This window comes from Paenibacillus sp. FSL M8-0142 (assembly GCF_038597315.1).
GTDB lineage: Bacteria > Bacillota > Bacilli > Paenibacillales > Paenibacillaceae > Paenibacillus_AQ > Paenibacillus_AQ lactis.
In genome coordinates this window covers 3,294,770-3,306,635 of record NZ_CP152008.1, presented here as the reverse complement: position 1 = coordinate 3,306,635, position 11,866 = coordinate 3,294,770, and the positions used below count along the sequence as shown (strand labels likewise).

Below are 11,866 nucleotides of genomic sequence, written 5' to 3'. Positions count from 1 at the left end.
ATAAACCGTCATTCCAAATGAATGAACATAACTTTTGGAGAAGGGGCGATTTGTTCATGCACACACGAAAGATAAGCAGGTATGCAATTGTCTTAATGATCTTGGGACTGTTTACAACTACGCTGGCTGCGTGCAGTGGGAAAGGATCGGAGGTGGCGGAACCCACGGGATCAAAGCAGAATCAACCACTAACGAAATTAACGTATTGGGTAGAATTGTTTCCGGATGCTGCCGCCATTATGAAGAGTTATGGAGAAGTTACTTCATGGAAGGAAATTGAGGCCAGAACCGGGGTGGAAATTGAATTTCAGCATCCGGCACAAGGTCAACTCGGGGAACAATTCAACTTGATGGTAGCATCAAATAAACTGCCTGATGTTGTAGATTATGGATGGAACGCTTACCCCGGTGGAGCACAGAAAGCAATCAGAGATAAGAAACTCATTCCATTGAATGATTATTTGGATCATGCCCCCAACTTAAAAAAACTGCTGGACGATCATCCGGAATGGAGAAAAATGGCTTCTACAGACAATGGAGATCTCATTGGCTTTCCGTTCATTCGGGAGGACGTCACCCAGCAAGTGTTTTTGGGACCAGCAATTCGCAAAGACTGGCTGGATCAATTAAATTTGTCTGTACCAACGACCATTGATGAATGGTACGCCGTTTTGAAAGCGTTTAAAGAGCAAGACCCCAACGGAAATGGTGAAGCGGACGAAATTCCGATTCTCATTCCGGCAGGAGAACTAGCTTTTGCCGGTGCCTTCGGAACACCTAATGATTTCTACCGGGAGAATGATATCGTCAAATACGGACCCATTGAACCCGGTTTCAAGGAATACTTGGCCACAATGAACCAATGGTATAACGAAGGACTGCTCGACAAGGACTTCGCGACAGCGGATGCCAAGATGACAGATGCCAAAATAACAGGAAATCAGGTCGGATCGACGGTGTTATTTCTCAATGGCGGAATAGGAAAATACATGGACTTGATGGCGAAGAGCCAACCGGATTTTAAACTTGTCGGAACCCCCTATCCGACTTTGCATCCTGGCGAAAAGCCGGTGTTCGGACATATGGATAATCCCGTTACCGGCATCTTCGCAGCGATAACCGGAAGTAACAAAAACGTTGTTGAAACCGTAAAATTCCTGGATTACTTGTACAGTGAAGAAGGAAAACTCATCATGAATTTCGGAAAAGAAGGCGAAACCTACACATTAGTTGACGACCAGCCCCAGTATACGGATGCTATCTTGAATAATCCTGACGGGCTGCCGATTTCCCAAGCCTTCAGAAAGCATATTATGGGCGCTACATCAGGTCCTTTTGTGCAGGATGTACGTCATACGCAGCAGTATACGACCAAGCCGGAACAAAAAGAAGCAATGACATTGTGGTCAAATACTACACAAGAAAAAAGAATGCCTCCCGTTAGTATCTCTGTAGAAGATAGCAGCCGATATTCCTCGATTATGACTGACGTTAATACATTTAAAGACGAAATGATTCTCAAATTTATTATGGGTTCAGAGCCGCTCGAAAATTTCGATACCTATGTAGAAATGCTAAAAGGTTTAGGAATCGAGGAAGCGATCCAAATTCAACAAGCAGCTTTAGAAAGATACAACAACCGATAAGCATTACCAACAATTCCGGAAGATGGCATGGGGCAGCTTGCCGTTTTCCGGACATCCGGGAGGGAGAATTCGTGTCTGATTTAGATAGAAGCTCTATGCTTTCAGCAGTTAGAGTACCTGCTGAAAGCAAAAAGAGTATCATCAAGAGGGACTTGGTTCGTAATCGCTATATTTATTTGATGCTTGTTCCTGTTTTGATTTATTACGCCATTTTTCATTATGGTCCTATGTATGGCCTGCTCATAGCTTTTAAGGATTATAGTATAGCCGATGGGGTGTGGCAAAGTCCATGGGTGGGTTTTACCCACTTCCAGATTTTTTTTGAAAACCCTTACTTTTGGCGACTGCTTCGAAACACCTTAATGATCAGCTTTTATGAATTGTTATTTGCATTTCCTGCCCCAATTATCCTGGCTCTATTACTTAATGAGATTCGACTTATCTTCTTCAAACGCGTTGTACAGACGATTAGTTACCTCCCTCACTTTATTTCAATCGTAGTAGTAGCCGGAATGCTTGTCGACTTTGTTGCCCGTGATGGTCTGATTAATAATATCCTCGGTTTTTTTGGATATGAGCCCATCGCTTTCCTGCAAGAGCCGGGATGGTTTCGCTCTATTTATGTATCCTCCGGGATCTGGCAAGGAATCGGCTGGGGATCTATTATCTATCTCGCCGCGATGTCCTCCATTGATCCTACTCTGTATGATGCGGCTCGTATCGATGGCGCAGGTCGTTGGAAGCAAACGTTGCATATCACCATCCCAGGCATTATGCCGACCATTGTAATCTTATTTATCCTTAATATAGGATCGATGCTTGCCGTAGGAAGTGAAAAAATCATTTTGCTCTACAACCCGCTTACTTACGAAACGGCTGATGTTATTTCAACCTATGTGTATCGAAAAGGTATTCTTGGAGCAGATTTCGGGTATTCCGCTGCCGTAGGCTTGTTCAATTCAGTCATCAGCTTCATATTGCTTACACTCGCCAATACAATTAGCAAGCGGGTAAGCGAACACAGGCTGTGGTAAAAGGAGGAGCAAGAAAAATGACCACTAAACGTTCACTGGGTGAAACTGTGTTTTCTTGGTTCAATCTCTGCTTTATGGTATTGCTTTGCTTCGTTACACTCTATCCGTTTATTTATATCCTGTTTGCATCACTAAGCAATCCTACAGAAATGGCCCAGTTTCGCGGCATGCTGTTCTATCCACAAGGGTTTAGTTTCGATGCCTATAAAGCGGTACTCGAAAATCCTATGCTTACAACTGGCTACCGGAATACGCTGTTGTACGTGACAACAGGAACAGTCATCAACTTGATCATGACAACGCTCGGTGCCTATGCACTTTCCCGTCGTAATGTTTATTTCAAAAACCACATCATGCTCCTGATCGTGATCACCATGGTATTCAGTGGTGGGCTTATTCCGTCTTACCTGCTGGTTAATAATCTTGGGATGTTAAATACGCCTTGGGCCCTTCTCCTGCCAGGAGCAATCAACTCGTTCAACTTAATTATAATGCGAACGGCATTTCAAGGCATTCCGGCAAGCTTGGAGGAATCGGCACGCATCGACGGAGCGACTGACTGGGTGATCATGACCCGGATTATTATCCCCCTTTCTATGCCCGTGATTGCCGTCATGATTTTATGGTATGCCGTCGGACATTGGAATTCGTATTTTAATGCATTGATTTATTTACGTGACCGGGAGCTGTTCCCTCTGCAGCTGGTGCTCAGGGAGATTCTGATTTCCAACAGCACAGATAGTATGATGACAGGAGCAGCGACCGGCGATCGTCTGGATATCGGGATCACCATAAAGTACGCAACGATCATTGTATCAACATTGCCGATCTTGGTTCTGTATCCGTTTCTGCAAAAATATTTTGTGCACGGCGTGATGATCGGTGCGCTCAAAGAATAATGGGATAGCATGGTTTTAAGGTTGCACAATTTGCTGGAAAAACGTTCATCATGTTTGGCAATCCTTTACCGTTGATTGCATAAAAAAAAGCGTTAAAACCTATGTAAAAGGTTTTAACGCTTGCTGATTTGCATACGGGCCCCTCTCAAAGCGGTCTCTCCATTGGACTCCCTTGTATGCGAAATCAAAATAGATTAGCCCCGCTCAACATAATCTCATGAAACTCGACGAACAGTTAACATTTCAGCGTGGTTGTACGCGAAACTATTCGTGTTTCTAATCCGCCTGCTTGGCCCGATGCACCGTCAAAGTCACCCGATTGGTTTCACACATGAACGTGGAGAGATGTACGGGCTCGTCCTTGGCATCGAAGGCGATTTTCAAAATCCGAAACAAATTGGCCCCGACATCGCATTCCAGCAGCTTGGCATAGTCCTGTGTCGCGCTAATGACATCGATTTCTTTATCGTTGCTTACGATCTCCGTCCCGTATTCCTCGGCCAAAATTTTATACGTGGACTCGTTCATCGCGATCTTCTTCTCCAGATCGGGGAATCGGGTCAGGGAATAATGCGCGATATCGTAGAACAGCGGGCGTTCATTGACATACATGAGACGCTCCAGCTCCAGGACAGGGCTGCCGGCTTCAATCGCAAGATGCCCGGCCACCTCTTCCGTCGCTTCAATGACATTGCTTCGTAGAATGCGGGAATTCGGAATCATGCCAAGCTGGTGGCTGAACTCCGAGAATCCGCTTACAGACAGCAGCTCGTTGTGAAATTTGTTGGAGGCCACAAAAGTCCCCCGCCGCGGAATCCGGGTAAGGGCTCCTTCCCGCACCAGTTCCTCAATCGCTTTGCGGATCGTAATCCGGCTTACGTTATAAATGTCGCACAGCTCTGCTTCCGTCGGTATTTGCTCATCCGGTTTGTATCGCCCGTGCTGGATGTCATTCTTCAACATCTGCCGGATCTGCATATACAGCGGTTGAGGGGTCGAAGGATTTAAATTCATCGAGCATTCATCCTTATCCATCAATGATCATTTCTTATCCCTCTATTATACATTGATGGTCGCCCTCAGTCACCATGCGGCAAAATAGCTGATGGTTTTCGCGGCCCTTTGCGCGCCTTGCTCCAGGCATTTATCGACCGGAAGCCCGCTCAGCGTCCCGTAAATAAACCCGGCAATAAAAGAATCCCCCGCCCCCAGCGTATCGACGACCTCTACTTCAACGATCCCATGCTTATAAAATTGGACGCCGTCATAAGCCAGCGAGCCGTTGTCGCCCAAGGTAGCCACGACGATTCGGGGACCCCGGGCCTTGATTTCCCTCATCAGATTCCGGATATGCTCGTCATCCTGCGTATAAGACAAAAACGGATAGTCCACATAAGGCGCAAGCGTCGTTACGAGTTCATGGTCCAGCTTATCGGCAAAGTCAAAAGAGGTCAGCAGCCCCTTTTCTTTAAAAAAAGGATAATAGCGGTCGGCATGGCCCCATATTGCGGAATGGACGAGCTGAAACGACTCCGTAAACCGAAGATCCTCCGGACTGAGGGAGAAGCCGGACATTACGCCTTCCTCATAATCTCCCAGCTTTCTTTCGCTGCCTGCCATTTCGACGTAGGTCACCGCAGTGGTCCCTTCTTTGGCCGATACCCTTGACGTATCGACGCCCTTATCCTGGATCGCCCGGACCATGATCTCCCCATAACGGTCGGTTCCCACCCAGCCAATATAGGCGGTGTCCGCGCCCAATTCAGTCAAATAGACGGCCACGTTCACCGGGTTTCCTCCAGGGTAAGCCTCACCGGTAGACTGATACACGTCCATGCAGTTGTCTCCGACGGTCACGATTCGCATTTTCTCTCACCTTCCCTCTGTTCAAAGAAGAGTGCCGCCTGGTATTGCAGCACTCCCGGTGCATATTAATATTCCATCTTGCGGTAATATCTTCTCAGCGTTAGCGGATGGTTTCTCTCGCGTTCCAGATAGACGCTGATCCGGCTGAGCAGCGCCCAGTTGATGCTGACTGCGAAATGCTTCCGGAACTCTTCGCTGATACCTTCCATGGCAAAATCCTTGGTATCGATGACCGTCAGTCGCTTCGTGACTTTTTCGGCAAAACGTTCTACGCGATCTGTCAGCGGCCGAGTCTCATCCTCGCCCTTCAGCAGGATAACGCTGGTATCTTCCACCACAAGCTCGAGCGTACCGTGGAAGAACTCGGCTGCATGAATCGATTTGGCCTTGATCCACTGCATCTCTTCCAGCACGCACATGGCATAAGAATACGTATTGCCCCACAGGTTACCGGAGCCGACCATCATGTGGTAGTCGGTGTCTTTATGCTCAATGGCAAAAGCTTCCGCCTTGGGGTCGAATGCTTTGACGGCGTCCAGAATAGCCCGCGGAAGCAGGGCTACTTCTTTCGTGAACTGTTCGTATTGAGGGAACTCGTTACGGTTATGCATGAACCGGAATACGACCATATACAGCAGCATGAAAAACGTATCGAAGGAATGCTTCTCCGATCCCGTCGTGATGCAGTGGTCCACCAGCTTGGTGATCGGCGTATCCGGCTCGGCCACCAAAGCAAAGGTTGTTGCCCCCCGAGATTTGCAGTATTCGATGGCCTCGATCATCTCCTTGGTGGTTCCCGATACCGAGGTGAAGATACATACCGAATCTTTGCTGAAATGCTTGTTGTTCATCACCACGAATTCGGCGGCGATTTCCGCGTGCACGTCGATCGACGAATTGGATTTGAGGATATATTCGTAAGGGTACATCATGGCGATCGTGCCGCCGGCACCGATCATGAAAATGTTGCTGTAACCTTTCCGGCAGATCCCGTCCACAATCTCCTCGATTTGGCTTCGGTATGCCAGCCCTTCTGTTTCAACAAGTCTTAGGAAAAGCTCTTCGTCAAATTTAAACATTGATCGATTCCTCCTGTACCAGAGCAGGTGCGCTCCGATTCTTTATTTGTTATGTCTTGTATTATATTTTGGTAATACATTTGTTGCAATCATTTTTTAAATGACAGATCGTTACGCCACGATATGCGGTTTGTTGTCCGGGTCCCTTGTTCGGCCATATTTCTTTTCCCAGTAATAGTAGACGGGCAAGCCGGTTGCGATGACGATCAACGCGGCGATCATCCCCTCAAGTGGAGCCCAGGTAAACGTTCCCCAAGCAAGCCACGCCGCTCCAAGAATGGCCAGAACCGTCGTCACCCTCCAAATAGGCATTCTGTAAATCGGCTTATAATCCTCCCTTTTCCGGCATTTATAGACGGCGGCAAAGTCCAAAATGTTGATGACCAGCTGGATCAGGGTAAAATACCCGAGCAGCGAAGTTAAATCACTGAAAAATACAAGGATGCAGGCATACGTCACCTGGGCCACAATCGAAAAACTTGGTGTTTCATACTTGGGATGGACCTTGGCAAACCGTCGAAAGAACAGCCCGTCCTTGGCCATGGCGTATTCCAGGCGGGGCTGGAACATGATGCACGAGCTTAAGGAGCCTAGGATGACGATGATGGCCGTGACCGCCACGAATGGGGACGCGATGTTGGCCAACCCCGGAATATAGCTGACGGCATCGGACACGGCAGCGCTGGAACCCAGCAATTTGTCAAAAGGCATAAGCCCCGTAATGCACACCGAAAGCAGCGTGTATAACCCCAGGACAATCAGCACCGAGCTAATGAGCGCTTTTGGCAGCACTTTGCCCGGATTCCGGATTTCTCCCGCCATGAAGCAGATCGACGCCATGCCCGTGTAGGCCCAGGTTGTGGCCGAAATGCCGCCAATCAAGCTGCCGCTTGCGGAGCCGGGCGCGGGGGTGTAGGAGAAGTGATCGTAATTCATGTACATCAAACCTAAAACGATCACGATCAGAAACGGAATGATTTTGATCAGCGTAATGACGACTTGAAATCGCCCACCCTCCTTCACGCTCCGGTAGTGAATGGAGGTGATGAACAGAATAATCGCGATCCCCAGCAGTTTGCCGGCGATTCCCGAGAAAAACGGAAAAAAGGTTGCCAGATACGTGACGATCGCCAGCGCCATGATCGAAATGGACGGGGGATCCAGCGCCCAGAACGTCGCCCAGCCATACAGGAAGGCAAGCGGTCGCCAGCCCGCCTTGTTCAGATAAACGTAACCGCTTCCATTTTCGGGATAGGCCGTTGACAGCTCCGCTAGCACCATGACTTGCGGTATGGCGATCACGCCGCCGATAATCCAGGCCAGTATCGATATCGAGGGCAATCCCGCGGCTCTGGCTACGTCTCCGGTCGAGACGAATATCCCGGAGCCGATCGTCGTTCCGACGGCCAAAGCCAAAGCGGACCAAAAGCCCAGCTTTCGTGTAAGTGTGCCATTACTCATCGTGAGTTCCTCCATATCAAGATGATTAGATGCCTATTTCCCGTATTTTCCGGATCGAATGCATGAGTGTATCGTGCGGATCTTGATAATAATGAAATCCCATGATTTCCAACGAACAAGTGCCTTGGTATCCATGCCGTTTAAGACTTTCAAGGTAACCTCTCCAATCCAGCGTCCCCTCGTCCAAGGCCAGATGAGCGTCCGTCGCTCCATCCCCGTCGATCAAGTGAAAATGGCAGAGTTCCTCCAGCGTAGAGAAATAATCCTCTGGTCTCTCCCCGGCGAGCTGCATCGCTACGGTGTCGATCATTCCTTTGAGCGCCGGCGATCGGATCTCGTCCATCATTCGTTGAATGCCTTTGACGTCGGTGATGAGGTTCGATTCGAAGCGGGTTAAAGGCTCCAAAGCAAGCGTGACTCCCTCCCGCTCTGCCACCTTGGACAGCCGACCGATCGAATCGGCGGCATACTTCCAGGACTCCTCGACGGGTACATGAAAGCTTCCGATTCCAGAGGTGACCAGCATCATGTTGGCATCCAATTCCAGCGCTGCGTATACATTTTCGACAAAGTAATCCACGCTTCTCTGCCGCAGCTCCTGATCCGAAGCCGCAAGATTAAACGGATACACGCATTGTTCTGGGGTATAACAAACCACCTTCATGTTCCTTGATTTGAGATCCTTCCTGATGCGCCTTAATTGGCCGATCCCTCCCCGATACACGTAAAAATGGGGCTCGCCTGCCCACAGCTCGATCCGATCCACCCCCAGCTCCGTCATGGATTCAAGAAAATGCTCGAACGGAAAATGCCTGTACGTAATATTCATGCCTGCAATATTCATGGCTCCACCTCCTCTTGAAAACGCTTTATATTGTTATGTCTTGTATTATATTCAACGAATACAATAATTTCAATCCATTTCGCAAAAAAAATCCCGCCAAGAGTTCCCTAAATAAGGGATTTCTTAACGGGTTTTGACCGCGATTTTTATTGTAAAGCCTGCAAACATTAAGCTGCTCTCTGATTGTACACACGCATCGCAAAGAAATAAGCGACGAGCATAATGCCGATACACCACGCAAGCGCAATCCAGATATCATTGCCTACCGGTTGATTTGATAATAGCGCACGGATGGTTTCCACGATTGAAGTTACCGGCTGGTTTTCGGCAAAAGCGCGAACGACCTTCGGCATCGAATCGGTCGGCACAAAGGCCGAGCTGATAAACGGGAGGAAGATAAGCGGATAGGAAAATGCGCTTGCACCTTCGACCGATTTACCGGACAATCCGGCAATCGCCGCAACCCAAGTTAAAGCCAGCGTAAACAGAACGAGTATGCCGGTTACGGCGAGCCATGGAAAAATCCCTGCCGAAGAGCGAAAGCCCATAATAAGTGCTACGACAATGATGACGATAAGAGAAATGACGTTGGATACCACCGAGGTCAGCACGTGCCCCCACAGCACGGCGGAACGAGCAATCGGCATGGAGTGAAACCGCTCAATGATGCCCCGTTGCTTATCCATAAACAGGCGGTAAGCCGTGTAGGATATCCCGCTTGCAATCGCAATCAGCAGGATGCCGGGCAACAGATAATTCACATAGTTATCCGTATCGGTTTGAATTGCGCCGCCAAACACATAGACAAACAGCAGCATCATCGCAATCGGTGTAATGCAGACCGTGATGATGGTGTCCATGCTGCGAAAAATATGGCGCATGGAACGTCCTAGCATAACGTTCATGTCGCTGAAAAAGTACTTATTCATCGTTACTTACCCTCCTTATTACCGATGATTGCGAGGAAGATCTCCTCCAATGAAGGTTGTTTTTCCACATACTCCACCTTTGCAGGCGGGAACAGCTTTTTCAGTTCCTCAAGCGTGCCATTGGTAATAATCCTACCCTCATGCAAAATGGCAATTCGATCGGCAAGCTGCTCAGCCTCTTCCAGATACTGTGTGGTCAGAAATATCGTCGTGCCGCCGTCCGCCAGTTCCTTTACGGTCTTCCAAACCTCGATGCGTGCTTCAGGATCAAGCCCGGTCGTTGGCTCGTCGAGGAAAATAATCCGCGGATTACCCACAAGGCTCAAGGCGATGTCGAGCCTGCGGCGCATCCCCCCTGAATAAGTAGATGCCTTGCGGTCCGCGGCATCTGTCAGGCCGAAGCGTTTGAGCATGTCATCCGCAACCTGACGCGGATGTTTAAGGTGTCGCAGCTTGGCGATCAAAATCAGATTCTCCCGCCCGGTCAATATCTCGTCAACCGCGGCAAATTGCCCGGTCAGACTGATCGCATGCCGCACATTCTCGGGATTTGACGCAACGTCAAATCCGTTTACAACGGCTGTGCCTCCACCCTGTTTGAGCAGCGTCGTAAGAATTCTGACAATCGTCGTCTTGCCCGCGCCGTTGGAGCCAAGCAAAGCGAAGATTTCACCCCGCCTCACATCAAAATCGACGCCCTTCAAAACCTCTGCGTCCTTGTAAGATTTTCGCAGACCTTTAACTTCAATCGCTGTTTTCATCCCGATCCCCCCTATTTATTTTTTATCCGTATCCTTTTTCGCCGTCTTGTTAGCTCCTTGGCCAATAGATTCTTGATAAATGTCTGCGTACGTTTTTGAATCTTGGATTAGATCATCGCAAAAAGCCGCTACGTCACTGCCCGTTACTTCGAGCACACCTTTCCCTGAAGCCGCGCCTTCCTCAAATAGATCGACAATCCCCGAGAGCAAACCCGTCCCTTCGGTTAGTTCAACTGGGCCGACCTTAAAGAGATACTTTTGAATCTCTTTATAAACAATCTGATAATCCTGCGGAAGCGCTTTGACGCGCGCCACGTGCGCTCGCCACTCTTTTCTGCCTTCGATGATATCTCGGATTCTCATGTCATCCTCCCTCCTATTTGCCTAATTTTTTTGCAATATTATGGTTGAGCTGCTCGCGCCACTTGTCGCGAATAGACTTTGCCCCTTCTTCACCCGCCAGGGCTGAACAGAAGCCTTTGATATCGCCACCCAAAACCTCTTGAACATTTTGACCATCAGCCGCCGTTTCTTCGAGCAGCCCAAGCACACCGTCAAGAATTGGCATGAGGTTGCGGCCGGTGAAATCGGAGTGCGGCCAAAGATATGCATTAATTTGTTCCCATGCCGCTTGATAGTCAGCCGGCAGCTTTTTGGCTCGCGATTCAAAGGCTTTCATTTCCTTCGTCATGTCGCTGCCTGTGATTCTTTCCCAAAAATTCATCGTTTCTCCTCCTTTAATTCGTTGATTTTTGATGATACGAACTCCCATTTTTCCCAGAACTTCCGCAGCTCCTCACGTCCCGCGTCGTTGATCGCGAAGAACTTTCGCGGCGGTCCCATGTCGGAGGGCTTCTTGGTGGTCTCCACCAATTTGTTTTTTTCAAGCCGGATCAGGATGGTGTACACCGTTCCCTCCACAACATCCTTGAAGCCGAGGGCGTTCAGCTGCCGTGTAATTTCGTAGCCGTAGGTTTCTTTGCGGCTTATAATTTCAAGGACACAGCCCTCAAGCACACCCTTGAGCATTTCCGTTAGGTTTTCCAGCACAATCACTCCTTGCTATTCTGTACGACTGGTATGCAGTATTACTTACTACTGCTATAAAGTAACACGTAGTAGCCGCTTTGTCAACGGGTCTTTGTTCCAGCAGGAATAACTTCAATGTTGATCATCCGTTTCAACCACGGTTCCCCCTATATGTTCTTATCATTTTCGGCTAAAAGTGTATGTTCTTATCCTCAAGGTTTTGATAATAAGAACATAACCGTCAAAACAAAAAAAAGCCGCTGCTACGCGGCTTATATGCTTCTATGTACTTGTCGTCAAACATCCTTTAAGGATGTG

The 11,866-nt window shown here is 48.6% G+C and carries 13 protein-coding genes; 3 read left to right on the top strand and 10 right to left on the bottom strand.

What is annotated here, in order from left to right; translation table 11 throughout:
- Positions 1 to 56: 56 nt before the first annotated feature.
- The 3 genes from NSQ46_RS15375 to NSQ46_RS15365 all read left to right on the top strand — a co-directional run bounded on the left by NSQ46_RS15375 (position 57) and on the right by NSQ46_RS15365 (position 3,579).
- Positions 57 to 1,646 carry an extracellular solute-binding protein gene (locus tag NSQ46_RS15375; RefSeq protein WP_213615609.1) on the top strand — a complete coding sequence of 530 codons (1,590 nt, stop codon included), beginning with the start codon at positions 57 to 59 and terminating at the stop codon, positions 1,644 to 1,646.
- 95 nt (positions 1,647 to 1,741) lie between these two features.
- Positions 1,742 to 2,680, top strand: coding sequence for an ABC transporter permease subunit (locus tag NSQ46_RS15370; protein ID WP_342576999.1), 939 nt, complete (start codon positions 1,742 to 1,744; stop codon positions 2,678 to 2,680).
- A gap of 17 nt (positions 2,681 to 2,697) precedes the next feature.
- A complete protein-coding gene (locus tag NSQ46_RS15365; protein WP_342576948.1) occupies positions 2,698 to 3,579 on the top strand; it encodes a carbohydrate ABC transporter permease in 882 nt (293 codons plus the stop codon).
- Between the two features lie 276 nt (positions 3,580 to 3,855).
- Here the strand turns inward: NSQ46_RS15365 and NSQ46_RS15360 are convergent, their stop codons facing one another.
- The 10 genes from NSQ46_RS15360 to NSQ46_RS15315 form a co-directional block, all read right to left on the bottom strand.
- Positions 3,856 to 4,593, bottom strand: coding sequence for a GntR family transcriptional regulator (locus NSQ46_RS15360; protein WP_213615613.1), 738 nt, complete (start codon positions 4,591 to 4,593; stop codon positions 3,856 to 3,858).
- A gap of 69 nt (positions 4,594 to 4,662) precedes the next feature.
- Positions 4,663 to 5,445 carry a fructoselysine 6-kinase gene (gene frlD / locus NSQ46_RS15355; protein ID WP_341033347.1) on the bottom strand — a complete coding sequence of 261 codons (783 nt, stop codon included), beginning with the start codon at positions 5,443 to 5,445 and terminating at the stop codon, positions 4,663 to 4,665.
- Positions 5,446 to 5,510: 65 nt separating this feature from the next.
- On the bottom strand, positions 5,511 to 6,524 hold the full coding sequence (locus NSQ46_RS15350) for an SIS domain-containing protein (protein ID WP_341033346.1): 1,014 nt from the start codon (positions 6,522 to 6,524) through the stop codon (positions 5,511 to 5,513).
- 111 nt (positions 6,525 to 6,635) lie between these two features.
- Positions 6,636 to 7,985, bottom strand: a complete 1,350-nt coding sequence (locus NSQ46_RS15345; protein ID WP_342576947.1) for an amino acid permease — start codon at positions 7,983 to 7,985, stop codon at positions 6,636 to 6,638.
- A 25-nt stretch (positions 7,986 to 8,010) separates the two neighbouring features.
- On the bottom strand, positions 8,011 to 8,829 hold the full coding sequence (locus NSQ46_RS15340) for a TIM barrel protein (protein ID WP_007128056.1): 819 nt from the start codon (positions 8,827 to 8,829) through the stop codon (positions 8,011 to 8,013).
- 167 nt (positions 8,830 to 8,996) lie between these two features.
- Entirely contained in the window at positions 8,997 to 9,758 is a 762-nt protein-coding gene (locus tag NSQ46_RS15335) for an ABC transporter permease (RefSeq protein ID WP_341033344.1), read from the bottom strand.
- Between the two features lie 2 nt (positions 9,759 to 9,760).
- Entirely contained in the window at positions 9,761 to 10,519 is a 759-nt protein-coding gene (locus NSQ46_RS15330) for an ATP-binding cassette domain-containing protein (RefSeq protein WP_341341976.1), read from the bottom strand.
- A gap of 15 nt (positions 10,520 to 10,534) precedes the next feature.
- Positions 10,535 to 10,882 carry a DUF1048 domain-containing protein gene (locus NSQ46_RS15325; RefSeq protein ID WP_341341975.1) on the bottom strand — a complete coding sequence of 116 codons (348 nt, stop codon included), beginning with the start codon at positions 10,880 to 10,882 and terminating at the stop codon, positions 10,535 to 10,537.
- A gap of 13 nt (positions 10,883 to 10,895) precedes the next feature.
- The gene (locus NSQ46_RS15320) at positions 10,896 to 11,243 is read right to left on the bottom strand and encodes a DUF1048 domain-containing protein (protein ID WP_213615621.1); all 348 of its coding nucleotides are present in this window, start codon (positions 11,241 to 11,243) and stop codon (positions 10,896 to 10,898) included.
- On the bottom strand, positions 11,240 to 11,548 hold the full coding sequence (locus NSQ46_RS15315) for a PadR family transcriptional regulator (protein WP_279615609.1): 309 nt from the start codon (positions 11,546 to 11,548) through the stop codon (positions 11,240 to 11,242). Before NSQ46_RS15315 ends, NSQ46_RS15320 begins: the two co-directional genes overlap by 4 nt.
- Positions 11,549 to 11,866: the final 318 nt, after the last annotated feature.